General features: G+C 45.8%; 17 protein-coding genes. 9 read left to right on the top strand and 8 right to left on the bottom strand.

What is annotated here, in order from left to right; genetic code table 11:
• Window positions 1–152 precede the first annotated feature (152 nt).
• The 7 genes from ccoN to KDM87_RS13600 all read left to right on the top strand — a co-directional run bounded on the left by ccoN (window position 153) and on the right by KDM87_RS13600 (window position 6,650).
• The gene (gene ccoN, locus KDM87_RS13630) at window positions 153–1,592 is read left to right on the top strand and encodes a cytochrome-c oxidase, cbb3-type subunit I (protein ID WP_186885836.1); all 1,440 of its coding nucleotides are present in this window, start codon (window positions 153–155) and stop codon (window positions 1,590–1,592) included.
• 18 nt (window positions 1,593–1,610) lie between these two features.
• On the top strand, window positions 1,611–2,228 hold the full coding sequence (ccoO, locus tag KDM87_RS13625; protein WP_186898113.1) for a cytochrome-c oxidase, cbb3-type subunit II: 618 nt from the start codon (window positions 1,611–1,613) through the stop codon (window positions 2,226–2,228).
• A gap of 41 nt (window positions 2,229–2,269) precedes the next feature.
• On the top strand, window positions 2,270–2,416 hold the full coding sequence (locus KDM87_RS13620) for a cbb3-type cytochrome oxidase subunit 3 (RefSeq protein WP_186885838.1): 147 nt from the start codon (window positions 2,270–2,272) through the stop codon (window positions 2,414–2,416).
• 2 nt (window positions 2,417–2,418) lie between these two features.
• Entirely contained in the window at window positions 2,419–3,426 is a 1,008-nt protein-coding gene (ccoP, locus tag KDM87_RS13615; RefSeq protein WP_212679595.1) for a cytochrome-c oxidase, cbb3-type subunit III, read from the top strand.
• A gap of 42 nt (window positions 3,427–3,468) precedes the next feature.
• A complete protein-coding gene (gene ccoG, locus KDM87_RS13610) occupies window positions 3,469–4,881 on the top strand; it encodes a cytochrome c oxidase accessory protein CcoG (RefSeq protein WP_212679594.1) in 1,413 nt (470 codons plus the stop codon).
• 9 nt (window positions 4,882–4,890) lie between these two features.
• Window positions 4,891–5,430 (top strand): FixH family protein, encoded by a 540-nt coding sequence (locus KDM87_RS13605; RefSeq protein WP_212679593.1) that lies wholly within the window; start codon window positions 4,891–4,893, stop codon window positions 5,428–5,430.
• A gap of 458 nt (window positions 5,431–5,888) precedes the next feature.
• Window positions 5,889–6,650, top strand: coding sequence for a sulfite exporter TauE/SafE family protein (locus tag KDM87_RS13600; RefSeq protein WP_212679592.1), 762 nt, complete (start codon window positions 5,889–5,891; stop codon window positions 6,648–6,650).
• A gap of 25 nt (window positions 6,651–6,675) precedes the next feature.
• Here the strand turns inward: KDM87_RS13600 and KDM87_RS13595 are convergent, their stop codons facing one another.
• The 8 genes from KDM87_RS13595 to trpS form a co-directional block, all read right to left on the bottom strand.
• Complete coding sequence (locus KDM87_RS13595; RefSeq protein ID WP_230407792.1) at window positions 6,676–6,999, bottom strand: flagellar basal body rod C-terminal domain-containing protein; 324 nt, start codon at window positions 6,997–6,999, stop codon at window positions 6,676–6,678.
• A gap of 75 nt (window positions 7,000–7,074) precedes the next feature.
• A complete protein-coding gene (locus KDM87_RS13590) occupies window positions 7,075–9,015 on the bottom strand; it encodes an MASE3 domain-containing protein (RefSeq protein WP_212679591.1) in 1,941 nt (646 codons plus the stop codon).
• Window positions 9,016–9,152: 137 nt separating this feature from the next.
• Entirely contained in the window at window positions 9,153–9,992 is an 840-nt protein-coding gene (locus KDM87_RS13585; protein ID WP_212679590.1) for a universal stress protein, read from the bottom strand.
• 125 nt (window positions 9,993–10,117) lie between these two features.
• Window positions 10,118–10,930: a helix-turn-helix domain-containing protein gene (locus tag KDM87_RS13580; protein WP_408058746.1), complete on the bottom strand. Its 813-nt coding sequence runs from the start codon at window positions 10,928–10,930 to the stop codon at window positions 10,118–10,120.
• 96 nt (window positions 10,931–11,026) lie between these two features.
• Window positions 11,027–11,431: a response regulator gene (locus tag KDM87_RS13575; protein WP_212679589.1), complete on the bottom strand. Its 405-nt coding sequence runs from the start codon at window positions 11,429–11,431 to the stop codon at window positions 11,027–11,029.
• Window positions 11,432–11,565: 134 nt separating this feature from the next.
• Entirely contained in the window at window positions 11,566–12,207 is a 642-nt protein-coding gene (locus KDM87_RS13570; RefSeq protein WP_212679588.1) for a response regulator, read from the bottom strand.
• Window positions 12,208–12,313: 106 nt separating this feature from the next.
• Window positions 12,314–12,772, bottom strand: coding sequence for a universal stress protein (locus tag KDM87_RS13565; RefSeq protein WP_329604942.1), 459 nt, complete (start codon window positions 12,770–12,772; stop codon window positions 12,314–12,316).
• A gap of 166 nt (window positions 12,773–12,938) precedes the next feature.
• Window positions 12,939–13,961, bottom strand: coding sequence for a tryptophan--tRNA ligase (trpS, locus tag KDM87_RS13560; protein WP_212679587.1), 1,023 nt, complete (start codon window positions 13,959–13,961; stop codon window positions 12,939–12,941).
• A 250-nt stretch (window positions 13,962–14,211) separates the two neighbouring features.
• Here trpS and hemC point away from each other — a divergent pair, with 250 nt between their 5' ends.
• Complete coding sequence (gene hemC / locus KDM87_RS13555; protein WP_212679586.1) at window positions 14,212–15,159, top strand: hydroxymethylbilane synthase; 948 nt, start codon at window positions 14,212–14,214, stop codon at window positions 15,157–15,159.
• A 22-nt stretch (window positions 15,160–15,181) separates the two neighbouring features.
• The gene (locus KDM87_RS13550) at window positions 15,182–15,934 is read left to right on the top strand and encodes a uroporphyrinogen-III synthase (RefSeq protein WP_329604941.1); all 753 of its coding nucleotides are present in this window, start codon (window positions 15,182–15,184) and stop codon (window positions 15,932–15,934) included.

The following is a 15,934-nucleotide window of genomic DNA, read 5'->3' as shown; positions in this document are numbered from 1 at the left end:
TTTTTTGCGCAAACCGTTAATCGGCGTTATTCTTGAGGCTGTTGCGAATAGCATGAAGCAGGCGCAGATTCCGGTAATATTTGATATGTATCAATGTAGTTGTGCAGTGCGGTTGTTATTCTTTCAGTGTATTTTTACAACAGAGTGAGATCATGACGATAACTAAAGAAAACTCATACAACTATCGGGTTGTACGCCAATTTTCTGTCATGGCTGTAGTTTGGGGAATAGTCGGCATGCTTGTGGGCGTGGTGATTGCTACTCAACTGGCCTTTCCAGAATTTTTAACAGGGATACCTTGGCTTAGCTATGGGCGCTTGCGACCCTTGCATACTAATGCAGTAATTTTTGCGTTTGGTGGATGTGCGCTGATGGCGACATCTTATTATGTAGTTCAGCGTACTTCCAACGTACGTTTGTTTTCTGATGGTTTGGCTGAGTTTACTTTCTGGGGTTGGCAACTGGTGATCGTTGCTGCAGCCGTTTCTCTGCCTCTGGGTTTTACTCAGGGTAAAGAATACGCTGAACTGGAATGGCCAATTGATTTGCTGATTGCGGTCGTTTGGGTTGCTTACGCGATTGTATTTTTCGGTACGCTGGCTAAACGTAAGGTAGAACATATTTATGTTGCAAACTGGTTTTACGGCGCGTTTATTCTCGCCGTTGCAGTGTTGCATATCGTAAATAGTGCTGCATTGCCAGTTTCGCTGACTAAGTCCTACTCAGCTTATGCTGGTGTGCAGGATGCGATGGTTCAGTGGTGGTACGGTCATAATGCGGTTGGTTTCTTCCTGACTGCCGGTTTTCTGGGAATGATGTATTACTTCGTTCCTAAGCAAATCGAGCGTCCTGTGTACTCCTATCGTTTGTCGATCGTTCACTTCTGGGCATTGATTTTTACCTACATGTGGGCGGGTCCGCATCATTTGCACTACACAGCATTGCCTGACTGGGCGCAGTCCATCGGTATGGTGTTCTCCCTGATTCTGCTGGCTCCATCATGGGGTGGTATGGTCAACGGTATTATGACTTTGTCTGGTGCCTGGAGTAAATTGCGTTCAGATCCTATCCTGCGCTTCCTGATTGTGTCTCTGTCCTTCTACGGTATGTCGACATTTGAAGGTCCTATGATGGCGATCAAAACCGTGAATGCCTTGTCACACTACACTGACTGGACTGTTGGTCACGTTCACTCCGGTGCTTTGGGTTGGGTTGGCTTTATTTCCATCGGTAGTTTGTATTACCTGATTCCACGTTTGTTTGGACAGACACAAATGTACAGCAAGCGTCTGATCGAGATTCATTTCTGGGTTGCGACTATCGGCGTTGTTTTGTACATCGCTTCTATGTGGATCGCAGGTGTGATGCAAGGTCTGATGTGGCGTGCTGTGAATGAAGACGGTACTTTGACTTATTCTTTCGTTGAGTCTGTTAAAGCGACATTCCCTTACTACGTCATCCGTTTAACAGGTGGTGCAATGTATCTGAGTGGCATGATTATCATGGCATACAACGTTGCGAAAACATTGATGGCCGCGAAACCAGTGAATAACGCGATACCTGCGTTGTCTGCTAATTCCGCTCATGCTTAAATCAACAGGAGAAATTTGATGCGTAATTTTACTCATGATCTGATTGAGCGTAACGTAGGCTTGCTGCTGGTGCTGACCATTCTGACGATCAGCTTCGGTGGTCTGGTTGAAATTGTTCCGCTGTTTTTTCAGAAATCGACAACGCAACCTGTTCAGGGAATGCAGCCTTATACGCCATTGCAATTGGCGGGGCGTGATATTTATCTGCGTGAAGGTTGCTACGGCTGCCATTCACAGATGATTCGCCCTTTCCGTGCTGAAACTGAGCGCTATGGTCACTATTCTGTAGCGGGTGAGTCTGTCTATGACCATCCTTTCCAATGGGGTAGTAAACGTACTGGTCCTGATCTGGCACGTGTCGGCGGTCGTTACAGTGATAACTGGCATCGTGATCACTTAAATGATCCACGCTCAGTTGTTGTTGAGTCGAATATGCCTGCTTATCCATGGTTGGCAAAAACTCCGCTGGATCCAAATAGCATCGTTCCAAAACTGAATGCAATGAAAACTTTAGGTGTTCCATACACTGACGAGCAAATCAAAGCAGGTCCGGCAGAACTGGCAAATAAATCCGAGCAAGATGCTTTGATTGCCTATCTGCAGGTTCTTGGAACAGCGATTAAAAATAAAAACTAAAGAGTGGCTCCTTGGGTTATCACTTTTTGAAAGGGTAAATTATGAATTTCACGATCCTGAGCAGTGTGGTGACGTTGATTAGCCTGTTTGTATTTCTGGGCATCGTCTACTGGGCGTTTAGTTCCGGTAACAAGGAGCGCTTCGAAAAACTGGCTCGCTTGCCAATTGATAATGAGAATGGAAAATAGTCATGGCAGATTTTTTTAATGAATGGTGGGGCATAGGTATCGCCACCATCGTGGCTCTCGGCATGGTCTTTTGCGTTGTGCTGTTGTGGTCGCAGTCGAAAGTGAAGGTGAAGGTTGGTGCTGATGGTAAGCCTTTGCCAGCAGAAACCACTGGTCACGTATGGGATGGTACTTTGATGGAGCAAAATAACCCGCTTCCACAGTGGTGGAAATGGTTGTTCTATCTGACGATCGTCTTCAGTGTGGGTTATTTGATTGTCTACCCAGGTTTTGGTGGAAATCAAGGGTCGTTCGGCTGGAGCCAGGTCGGTGCTTATGAAAAAGAAATGAAAGATGGTGAGGCGCAATACGGCCCGATTTTCAATAAGTACCTGGCAATGGATATCAAGGATGTAGCGAAAGACCCGCAAGCACGTGAAATCGGTCAGCGCCTTTTCCTGAATACTTGTGCTCAATGCCATGGATCTGATGCCCAAGGCGGTAAAGGTTATCCAAACCTTACAGATAGCGACTGGCTGTATGGTGGTGATCCTGAAGTCATCAAGACTACCATCACTCATGGTCGTAACGGTATGATGCCACCAATGGGTGCTGCAATTGGTAGCGATGATGATGTTCGTAACGTGGCTAACTATGTATTGAGTTTGTCTAATTCTGCACACGATCCTATCAAAGCAGCGATAGGTAAGCCAAAGTTCGCTGCTTGCGCCGCATGTCATGGTGCTGATGGTAAGGGAAATCAGGCTTTGGGTGCTCCGAATCTGACAGATAAAACCTGGTTGTATGGTGGCAGTATCGATACCATAATGGAAACGATCAATAAAGGCCGCACTAACCAGATGCCTGCACATAAGACTATACTGACAGAAGGAAAAATTCATCTGTTAGCAGCGTATGTCTGGGGTTTGTCAAACAATACAGAGGCAGGGAAAGTATCTGATTCTGAAGCTAAGAGCATCAAGCAAATTGCTACCGCTGTTGTACCAGCTGCGGATAACGCCGTAAAATAAGCGTAAGAGCATTTGTTTAAATAAGAAAGACGAAGTTTTAAAATGAAGCATATCCCCATTACTCCGGTGCCGATGGATGAAGTAGAACTGGCTCTATTTGAGGAACGTAAGAAAGTTTATCCTCGTACACAAAAGGGCTGGTTTGCATCCTGGCGCTGGGTAATGGTGGCTTTTACGCAGTTACTGTTTTACGGCACTGCCTGGCTCAACTGGAATGACAGACAAGCGGTATTGTTTGATCTGGTTGCACGTAAGTTTTATATATTTGGAATTGTTTTCTGGCCGCAGGATTTTATTTATCTCGCGGTGTTGCTGGTAATTTCAGCGTTGTCCTTGTTTTTATTTACTGCAGTTGCGGGACGTTTATTCTGTGGCTACGCCTGCCCGCAAACGGTATACACCGAAATCTTTTTATGGATAGAGCGCAAGGTAGAAGGTGACCGTAATGCGCGTATCAAACTCGATACAGGTTCATTAACTGCTCGCAAATTCTCTTTAAAATTCGTTAAACACTTTTTATGGCTGATTTTAAGCTTGTGGACGGGTTTTACCTTTGTTGGCTATTTCACGCCTATACGTGAATTAGCTATCTCTGTTGGCTCCTTCACCTTGGGTCCATGGGAAACATTCTGGTTCCTTTTCTATGGTTTTGCCACCTATGGCAACGCAGGCTGGATGCGCGAGCAGGTCTGCAAATATATGTGCCCTTACGCACGCTTCCAAAGCGCAATGTTCGATAAAGACACATTGATTGTGACTTACGATACCGAGCGCGGTGAACCACGTGGTTCGCGCAACAAGAAGGTTGATTTTAAAGCTGCGGGTCTGGGCTCCTGCGTTGATTGTGGTATCTGTGTTCAGGTTTGCCCGACTGGAATTGATATTCGTAACGGCTTGCAATACGAGTGTATTGCTTGTGGTTTGTGTATTGATGGTTGTGATCAGGTCATGGATAAAATGGGTTATGAACGTGGATTGATCCGCTATACAACTGAACATGCACTGACAGGTAAATTAGATAACAAGGCAATGTGGAAGCGGGTATTCCGCTTACGTACCTTGGTTTACAGCGGTATTTTGGGATTGATTATCTTAGTCGCAGCAGTTTCTCTGGTCTATCACGTACCATTAAAAGTGGATGTAATTCGGGATCGCGGTATGCCGAAAATTACCGAAAATGGCGAGATAGAAAATGTTTACCGCCTGCAAGTCATGAATACGCAGGAATCTGCTCGCAGGTATTCGGTAGAAATTCAGGGTGTTCAGGGCGCAACAATTTTGAATAATGTGGATATCGACGTTAAATCTGCCGCAGCAAAAGCTTTTCCGGTGCGTGTACGAGTTCCGGCGAATGTGCTTCAGACAGGTTCTAATCGAATTCGTTTTGTCGTTAAAGATCTCGATGCACCTGATGTTTCCGTCACTGAAAAAGCTGTGTTTATTGTTCCCCGGTAAGGAGTGGTTATGGATGCAATCCTGATTTCAAAAAAAAGAGATAAATGGTTTAAAGAACCTTGGCTTTTGTTGGTTGCGGGTGGACCTGCAATCGTTGTTTGCGCGAGTATTTTTACGGGGGCTATTGCATTCCGTGGGGCGGATAAGGTTGTTGCTGAAGATTATTACAAGCAAGGCCTAATGATCAATAAAGATATTCAGCGTGATGCGAAATCAAGGGAATTGCATTTAGGTGCAACGCTGAGTCTCGACGCGCCCTCTGGAAAACTTCGTATGCAGTTGAAAGGTGACGGTTTGTTGCCTGACACTGTGAAGCTCAGTCTTGCTAATGCCGCTGAAGGTGCGACATCTGTCAGCGAAGTTGTTCATCGGTTGCCAATGGTACAAGTTAGCCCTGGGATTTATGAGGGGGACTTAAAGTTAGTCTCGAGTATTTTCTCAAGCTCTGTTAAATTGTTTCATATTAAATTAGAAACGACTGATTGGCGACTGACCGGGGATTGGTTTGAACCAGAGCAAAAGGTCGCGCAATTAGGTATGGCAAAATAATTGCGCATCCCTATGATTTGTTGACTGATCAGTTGAATAATCACTAAAGGGGACGAGATTGGAACATCAGAATTCAGCTCACAGCAAAGCTTATTTACGGCCAATGTTGATGATAGTGTTGTGGCCCGCATTTCTAATGGCATGTGCTGCAACAGGATTGTTTTTTAGTCTCGTTGATCCTATGGAGTTGATTATATTTGATCAGCGTTTGCAGTTGCATCTTACGGGCGTGTACACAATCGGTTTCTTCATGTTCTGGCTGTTAGGCATTCTCTCCAGCGGTTTGACTGCTTTACTGGTACAGAAAGCTCATTAACTACGTTTCAGACCCGTCTGCTATACATCTGTATTCAAAGGTGTGTAGCGCTTGAATACTCTGCTGCGCAATGCGTTTCAGTTTCATCTCTTAAGCGAGATTTATTTATTATCTCGCTTTCATTCCTATTTGTATTATTGCTATGCTGACTCTGCCCCTGATACTTGCTGCTGTCACCGCCGGTATCGCGGGAGGGGTGCATTGTGTCGGGATGTGCGGGGGCATATCTTCGATGCTTAGTCGTGCCGGGAGCACCGGACGAAAAGTGATTCCTATCAGTCGGAGTGATGATACTGAAAACCAGTCGCAAGTCTCGATAAATAGTGGTATTCGTTTTCAGGCTTTGCTACAGGCCGGCAGACTTTCCACATACATGATGATTGGCGCAGTGTTTGGTGGTTTGGGAAGTGCAGGTATGATTTTAAAGCCATACTTTCCGGTTCATCAGGTTTTGTTTGTCATGGGTAATCTTGCGCTGGTTATTTTGGGTCTCAAAGTCATCGGGTTTCGTTTTCACATAAATTCCCTGAGTCCTTATTTTTCGCGCCTGCAGCAAGCATTGTTTTTTTTTGCACCGCCGCTAAAACAAAGTATTGATTATCCATTCTTTATCGGTATGGCTTGGGGATGTCTGCCTTGTGGCCTGCTTTGGGGGATGGCACCTTTTGCTTTGCTGTCCGGAGATGCATTTTCGGGTGCAATACTGATGTTGTTATTCGGCTTGAGTGCGATGCCACATCTGTTGCTAAGTCAGGGCATATTTAATGCTGTCAGTAAGGTGAGAGTGCCTGCGACATTGAAATACGCCGGCGCGTTCGTACTCATAGGAATAGGATTGATCGGACTCTGGTATTCAGATATGCAGCAGATGCCCGGTTTTCTTTGCGTCTTGCCTGATCGATAGCGTTCTATAGGTGTCAGCGTGGCGACTACGCCTTGGTATTGATCAGCGTTCCTAATAATTCATCAGCGGTTTTTACCATTTTTGCGTTAATGTCAAATCCAGCTTGGTACTGAATGGACTGCACTATCTCTTTCGTAAGATCAGTGCCACTTGCCTCTTGTGCTGCCATCTTGAAGCCCTGCTGGCTGACGCTGACAGTCACACCACCATTGCTTGCCTCTTGAAACTCAGCTTGCTGAGGTATAAAGCCTTGTGTTTCCGCATTCGCCACATTGTGACTGGAAACATCTAAGGCTGTCTGATTTGCGCGCATACCTGACAGCCCATTGCTCAAAATAGAAGATAGCATCAGCTTTCCTTTGAAAATATTGCCATATGCAAAGTGTATCCCGTATTTTTTGCATCACGACGTGTTTTACAATATTTAATCTGCCAGCGGTAATCTTATTTCCAGAGTAGTACCTTCTCCAGGTGTGCTCAGAACCTGAAATTCTCCGTCCATTGCTTTAATTCTTTCCCGCATACCTACCAAGCCGAATGAGCTGGTTTTACCCATGTCTTCTTCAACAATTCCTTTTCCATTGTCGTTTATATTCAATTTAAGTTCTGTGTGAGAGCGTTGAAATTCTATCTGCACATCGCTGGCTTCAGCGTGACGGGCGACATTGGTCAATGACTCCTGAATAATGCGGAAAATGGCCGTGCTTCGCGCATCGTCTAATATCAGTTGATCTTCGTCAGCAATCAATTCGCAATTAATGCGGTGTCGGTGAGAGAAATCTCTCTGTAATGTCTGTAGCGCAAAGAACAGTCCACCCTCATCCAGTGCCCGTGGACGCAGATCCGTGGCGATACGCCGGAGCGTAGTAATCGCAGTCAATATCAATTGATCCATGCTGTTGATGGTGGGTTTGTTTCTTTCTAAAAAAGAAGGGTCTCGTTGAAGTAAAGATAAATCCATTCTCAGTGCTGCAAGTAGTTGGCCCAGATCGTCATGAAGTTCACGCGCAATATGCTTACGCTCTTCTTCGCGGATTGATTGCAGGGTGGCCGAGAGCTGGCTAAGTTGCTCGTGATACTTTGCCATTTTCTCTTTTGCCACTTTACGGTCAGTGATGTCCCTGAAGATGACCGTGTAGTAGCGTTTTCCATTTTCCAGCTGGTGAGCGATCGAAGCCTCAATCGGAAACTCTTCACCAGATGCGCGACATCCAGTGACATAAAAATCTTCAAAATGGGTACCCATCTTGCGACGGGTGATACCGGCCTCACCAAATTGCTGCACATGACTTTTATGTGTCTCGCGATGGCGTGCAGGAATTAAACGGTTAAGGGATGTTCCGACTAATTCATTGACGTCATAGCCGAAAATTAACGCAGCGGCGGGATTGACCAAAATGATTTCCTGCTTATCGTCAACAGTGATGATGCCATCAATTGCAGTATCGATCATGCGACTCAGACGTTGGCGTTCCAGTTTTAATTCTTCAGCAGACTTTGCCAGATTATTAGTAGAAGCAGCGAGACTTGCATAAGGTGTATGGATGTTGAGCGCGACCATGCTGCGGTAAATCGCGATCGCGGAAAATAGTAGAAACGTATGTCCGATGACGACATTGACGTCACTGGTTTCTGCATAGATGGAGAAGTAGACTTCAGACATTGCCATCAATACGGTGGCCAGAAACAATGGCACTCTGTCGATATGTAAATGCTCCGCAGACTTATCGATCTGGAAGCGTAGCGCGTGTCTGTAAAATAAAACCGCAGCTAAGACATGTGCTGCAATTAATGAGGTTTCGCAGGCGACTTTGAAAGATGTCTGACCCGCTCCCTGAATGAACGTCAGGGGAATTAAATTGGGAAATGCAAAAACCAGAATGCCCCAGCCTAATGTAGCCAGTAAGCCGGCGCTCAAAACCCCATATGATTGCATCTGACTTATTTCTGAATCTTCCGGATCAAACGCAAGCCCTAGCAAAGTTGTTGCGATTATTGATCTCGAAATAAGCCAGAAACTCATTGATTTATGCATGTCTCCTGCGGCTTCGAATCCAGGCATACCTTGAAATGTGAGGGTATGAAAAAATCCCAATATTGCTGTGCAGAGAAATGCGACTGCCAGTATCACACTACTTTTTTTACGTACTTCACCAAATGCATTCCAGCAAACGATAAACACCGATGCAAAAATAACGATGGTCACTGTCTCCAGAAAAGTATGTACTGGGAGAGGCGCTGGTACAACGAAGACGGAGAGGCGCTCCTGGTCTATCCATAAAAAACAGGAAAGTACAAACAGGAGCCCTGCGATCCAACGCGCTTCGGATAGTCTTGATGTTAACGAGATTGGGTTTGATGACATGTGACTAAATGACAGTGAGATGATATCTGTGTATTTTAAGGGCTGAAATCAGCTGGTACTGATGTTTTGGTAAAAAAAATGGCACCCATTCAAGGGTGCCATTATTGCTAAGGTGGTGAACCTGAAGCCAGAAATGATCAATGAGACATAAATACAGGGACAGTCATACTTTCAAGAATGGTCTTAGTTACGCCACCCATGATCATTTCCCTGAAGCGGGAATGTCCGTAACCACCCATCACTATCATATCGCTATCGAGGTCATGTGCTAATGAGAGCAATGCGTTACCGATGTCAGTGGAAGTTTTGTGCACTGAAACCTCGACTTTAACGCCGTGTCTTGCCAAGTATAGAGCGATATCCGCGCCGGGTTGCTCGCCGTGAGCATCAGGCGTGGATTTTGGATTAAAAATGGCAACCTGAACTACATCTGCCTTTTTTAATAAGGGCAGTGCATCAGTAACTGCACGGGTCGATTCACGGCTTGCATCCCAAGAGATTAAGGGACGTTTTGCGATCGTATTAAAATCTCCTGCATATGGAATGATGAGTACCGGGCGCCCGGAGTTCATCACAATATATTCAGGAAAATCTGGTAATACAGAAGGCGAGGGCTCATCGTGATTGGTTTGTCCTATGACCACCAGGTCACTATATCTGGCTTGAAGTCCAATTCCACCACCAGCCTCATCATTTGCAACCATACTTTCATGTGATGAAACCCCAATCGTTTCTACTTCGCGATTGAAATTGGCGACGGCTTTTTCAGCGCGTTCTCTGAGGAAATTGAGATGGATCGTCAAATTCGGATCGCTGGCACTGATGTTTCCGTCCTGATAGATAAAACGTGAAACGCCGGTGACTGCTGTCCCGATTAAATGCGCATCTTCAGCTTTAGCAATTTCCGCTGCAAATTTGACTCTTAAATTGGATCGCTCTGATTCATCAACGTGCACAAGTATGGTTTTATATGTCATGTCATTGCTCCTGTTAATTTTATCTTCGCGTCAGAGCTTAAAAAACTCTGAGAGAAAAATCGGTAATGAATCAAAATCGGCGACGCCAATTTTTGTATAAGTTGCCAGATTCTAGCTTAAATATTTTATACGGCAATCGCTGTTTCACTTCCCCATTGTGGAAGTAGTTTTTTTCCAACTATTACAGATACTTTTTCGCTGACTTTATTTCGGGTTTTTGCTGGTGGCAGACGACGCAGAGTTTTCAACGCAGTCGTATCAAGTAAGCATATTTCACGTTGATCGACACTGATTAATCCCATTTCGTTAAATGCAGACAGCGTCCGGCTAACGGTTTCTAATGTTAAGCCAAGGTAGCTGCCGATTTCGTGGCGAGTCATACGCAGGTTAAACGACTTACCAGAATAACCTAACTGGCTGAAGCGTTCGCCCAGTGTTGTCAGAAAACGGGCAACTTTGGCTTCTGCGCTAAGTGCGCTGAGCATGCCTATCATTAATTGTTCACGAACCAGTTCGCGGCTCATGACGCTGAACATTGCATGTTCTAATTCAACATAGCTGCGACCAAGATTTGCAAAAGCCTTGTAAGGCAGAATAATGATGTCGCAATCTGACAGGGCAACAGCTTCTGAGGCGTGTTGTTGATTATGGATACCATCGATTCCGAGCAGATCACCTTTCATCGGAAAGCTCAGTACTTGTTCGTTGCCGTATTCATCAATCAATACAGTTTTCAGGAATCCCGAGTTGACAACATACAGTGCTTCAAAATTCTGTCCTATCGTATGGATGCGCTGACCAGCTTTAAAGCGAACATGCTGAAATAAGGCTTCTTCATCCGTTGAGTTGATAGGCGTAGGAATATTTAACAGATCACAGACCTGACTCAAGTCTGACCACAAATTACCGTGGCAACGCCATCCTGCCTCGTTTGACATCACTGGAAGCATCGCTTTGTTTGCTGCAATATGTTGGCTGACTGGGCGGGATGATTGGGCAACTGTTGTCATGTGAGTCTCCTGGATAAACGAAAATTAATTAACTTGTTTCGACGCATTTGGACTTTCCCAGTTGTACAGAAAATTCTGTATCTGGTCGAAGTCAGTAGATTTGTCGAGAAAACCGTCTGCACCAGCGCGCATAGCATGCACGCGATTGTCCTCAGTTGAGTGATTCGTGAGAATGACAATCTTGACCTCTGGTTTATTTTGCTTCACATCTTTCAAAAGTTGCAAGCCATTTTTGTCACCTAATTGCAAGTCGAGAATCATTGCGTCAGTGTCGCTATTGATAACACTGTCGTAGGCGGTATCGATGTCGCCAGAAACACCGATAACGTGCATTCCTGGTATTTCTTCTATGAAACGAACGAGTCGGTTTTGAATTAAAACCGAATCTTCAACGATAAATAAATTCATGGTGCGCGTGATGTAAGACATCGCTTGTTTGCTTGATGTCTATTATCACGGCTTCGCTTTTTGATTTAAATCAGGTAATGCTGATTTGAATTGTCAGATTTGAGGCTGATCTTATAGGAATATTCCTACAAGATAGTGATGATGGAAGTGCGTAGTCAGGCGTTAGGAACGAGAAGATTATGGGCGACAGCGTACTGAACTAGGTCAGAAATGTTGCTCATATTCATTTTTTGCATAATCCGCATCTTATGTGTGCTGACTGTTTTGACACTGAGATGTAGCAGATCGCCGATTTCTGTAATCGTTTTTCCCTTGACGATATGGCTGAAAACCTCAAATTCCCTGTCGGAAAGGCTGGTATGCGGAAGGTTATCGTCGGCAGGCATCGCATTCATGGCTAACTGCTCTGCCACTTCTATACTGATATAAGGACGCCCCGACGCTACTTTGCGCAGTGCAGTTACCAGTTGTGTACCCGCACTTTCTTTTGTCAGATACCCTCTTGCGCCTGCTCTGATCGCACGCACAGCGTATTGCTCTTCTTCATGCATGGTGAGAATCAGGATGGGGAGCTTGGGGAATTCATCTTTGATCTGACGTATCAGGTCAACGCCGCTCCGCCCTGGCATGGACAGATCCATTAACAGAACATCAAACTGTGTGCTTCTCACTTTTTCCAACGTGTCAAAGCCATCGACAGCTTCTGCAACCACACGTATGTCGTCATTTCCATCAAGTATGCGCTTGAGTCCTTCACGCATGATAGTGTGGTCATCGGCAATAAGAATTCTAATCATTGATCAGTGGTGCAGTTAGATTTTGTGCAAGCTGAGTCGCAAGGCATGCACTATTGTACTGTACAACCCGATTAGTTGCTTATTGCCTATGTTAGAGGCTAACAGCTCAGTGTTTTTTGACTCTGTGCACCAGAACTGGAATATCACACATCGATAAAACTTTGCTTGTCGTGCTACCCAGCAGTAATTGGCCGACACCACTGCGTCCGTGTGAAGCGATAAAGATCAGGTCGCAAGCATATTGCTGTGCTGTATAGACGATTTCCTTTGCAGGAGCATCGCTAAACTTGACAACACTTTCAAACTCAAGGCCCTCCTTATGCGCAGCGACTCTTGCTGGCTCAAGGTAAGACTCGCCAAAGGCACGCATCGCCGCCTGGTATTCTTCTTCAGTCGGGGTGTTTGGTGGAATGATGTCTATGTAAATAGGATACTGATAATTCGCAGCTACAAAAATTCCCACTACCTTGGCATTTACTTTTTTTGCAAACTCAATACCCGCTTGAATGCTGGCATTGGCTAGCTCAGACCCATCGGTCGGCATAAGAATTTTGCTATACATCATTCTTCCTTTCAGTGATGACAGATCGAACCTTCATGATGGATTATCTGAGGAATGTGCGTTTGATTAATAACAAGTTTTCAGGTGGTTAATCACGCGTTGATCCATTCTGCAGATAGTTCCCCCTCTTGAGTGAGGAGTGAGGGGGTAATGATGTGCAGCATCTTTTTCAGAAATGCTTTAATCCTATCGCCGCTTTCACTTCATCGGTTGTTTTCGCTGCAATTTCCCGCGCTTTTTGGGTTCCCTCTTTGAGCATTTGCAGAACCTGGCCGCGATCTTTGGCGTATTCCTCGCGACGCTCACGAATTGGTGCAAGCAAATCCTGCAATATTCCCTCAAGGCGTGCCTTGACTACGCTGTCGCCCAAACCGCCGCGTGTGTAGTGGTCTTTCATTGTTTGCAATCCAATTTTGTCTTCATCGAACGCATCCAGATAAATAAAGGCGACGTTATCTTCCAGATGGCCAGGATCGCTGACGCGCAGATGCAATGGATCTGTATAGACATTGCGTACTGCCGCTTTTATCTCTGCGGGGCTGGCGCCGAGGTTGATCGTGTTCCCGAGGGATTTACTCATTTTGGCTTTTCCGTCGATACCCGGCAAACGACCGATCTCTGGCACCAATGCCTGACACTCAACCAGAATATCTTTCTTTGCCAGACGATTGAATCGGCGAACGATTTCGTTTGTCTGTTCAATCATAGGGATCTGGTCTTCGCCTACTGGTACCAGACTTGCTTTGAATGCAGTAATGTCAGCAGCCTGACTGACCGGGTATGTCAGAAAGCCAGCAGGAATGTCGCGCTCAAAATTACGCAGAATAATCTCTTGTTTGATCGTCGGATTGCGTTCCAGGCGGGCAACCGAAACCAGATTCAGATAGTAGAACGTTAATTCTGTCAGTTCAGGAATTTGCGACTGAATAAAGATCGTGGATTTAGTGGGGTCAATGCCAACGGCAAGGTAATCCAGTGCAACCTCAAGTACGTTGTCATGAACTTTGGCCGGATTGTCCATATTGTCGGTCAATGCCTGTGCATCGGCGAGCATGATGTACTGCTGATATTGATGTTGATATTTGACGCGGTTGCGCAGACTGCCAACAAAATGTCCCAGATGAAGAGGGCCAGTAGGGCGATCGCCAGTCAGAATAGTGTGGTTTTTATTTTCAGTTGTACTTGCTTGCATAAAAATTCCGTTGTTTACGTGCGTAAAAAATGCCGCTCAATTGTGGCGGCATTTTGAATATGTGCGTCTAATCAAGACGTTATGATGCCGTCACCGCCGATTATGTGTCAAGTTTGCTTAGATTGATCAAAATGTCTGCAAATTTTCAATAGTTTAACCGACGAAATCATGATTTCTGAATGGTAAAATTCGGCACACTCGATTTACCAGATGACATCTGATTGCCTGAATACTTAGAAAGAAAATTATTTTGACTGCAGTTTCTCCAAAAAAATTGGTTATTGCTTCCAGGGAAAGCCGGTTGGCAATGTGGCAGGCTGAGCATGTTCGTGACCGCTTGTTATCCTTATATCCCGATTGCCAGGTCGATATTCTTGGAATGACTACGCGCGGCGATCAGATTTTAGACCGTGCTTTATCTAAAGTCGGCGGGAAAGGTTTATTCGTTAAAGAGTTGGAAGTGGCGATGGCTGAAGGTCGTGCTGATCTGGCTGTGCATTCTCTTAAAGATGTTCCGATGGAACTGCCCGAAGGTTTCACTTTGGCCGCGATTTTAGAACGTGAAGATCCGCGGGATGCTTTTGTTTCCAATGATTATGAATCGCTTCACAGCTTGCCTGATGGCGCCGTCGTTGGTACCAGTAGTCTGCGGCGTCAGGCCTTTATTTCAGCCCGTTTCCCGCATCTGGTAATTCGTCCTTTGCGGGGTAATCTTGATACCCGTTTGCGTAAGCTGGACGAAGGTGAATACGCTGCGATTATTCTTGCAGCAGCAGGATTAAAACGTCTCGGATTACCTCAGCGTATACGCGGATTTTTAGAGCCTGAAGCAAGCTTGCCTGCAGCCGGACAGGGGGCGATGGCGATAGAAGTATCGGATTCGCGTCCTGATTTACTTGCCTTACTTGCGCCGTTAAATCACCTGGCGACGTCACAGTCTGTTATTGCGGAGCGGACGGTGTCCAAGGTTTTTGGTGGCAGTTGTCAGATACCACTGGCGGCGTTCGCGACCGTAGCTGATCAAAAAATGCATTTACGCGGGATGGTGGCTACCCCGGATGGACAGCGAGTAGCGAGTGCCGAGGTTTTCGGCGATGCGTCTGAGCCTGGAACACTGGGTTTGCAACTGGCGCAGGCCTTGTCTGCCCAGGATGCTGAGGGCATACTGGCTTTGTGTAAAGCACAGATTGTCGAGTAATTCTCTTATGTCGCGCAGGAATGTGATTATCACGCGCCCACTGGCACAGGCTCAAGATTTTGCAGCTCAACTTCAGGCTCTTTCGCGTCCGTGCCAATTGTTTCCCTTGATCGAAATACATCACTTAGAGAATCAGACTGAGATTAGCGACAAAGTGGCTAATCTCAATAGTTACGGGTTAGTTGTTTTTGTCAGTCCGAATGCGATTGATGCTTTTTTTTCGCATATCAGGCAATGGCCGACACAGATTCCGATTGGTGTTGTCGGAGAGGGGAGTAGGCTTGCTTTGGCGCGCTACGGTCTTCATTCTGATAATGCGACGATCATCAGTCCCTCGAATAAACTGAAAACGGATTCTGAGGCGCTGGCGGCAGAGATCGATTTTGCGGCACTGGCTGATCAGCAGGTGTTGATCGTGCGAGGAACAACAGGTCGGGAATTTTTGGCTGAAACATTTCGTTCCCGTGGCATTCATGTGACGCAACTGGCTGCTTACCGGCGTTCTGCTCCCGAATTCAGTATTTCTGTGAAGAAGCAGTTAGAAGTGTTACTTCAGTCTGATAATGATTGGGTGATTACCAGTTCTGAGGCATTGCGAACGCTCATTTTCTGGTGTGAGCAATTGCCCCTAGACAATGCCGTGGCAAAAATCCAACATCAACACATTATCGTTCCCCACGTCCGTATTGCCGAAACGGCGCAGGCGCTGGGGTTTCATTTCATCACTTTAACCGCATCAGGCGACGAACAGGTACTTGTCGCGTTACAATCCTGA

Source organism: Cognatundibacterium rivi (assembly GCF_018139565.1).
GTDB classification, from domain to species: domain Bacteria; phylum Pseudomonadota; class Gammaproteobacteria; order Burkholderiales; family Burkholderiaceae_D; genus Undibacterium; species Undibacterium rivi.
The sequence above is the reverse complement of the archived record's forward strand: the minus strand, read 5'-3'. Positions and strand labels throughout refer to the sequence as shown.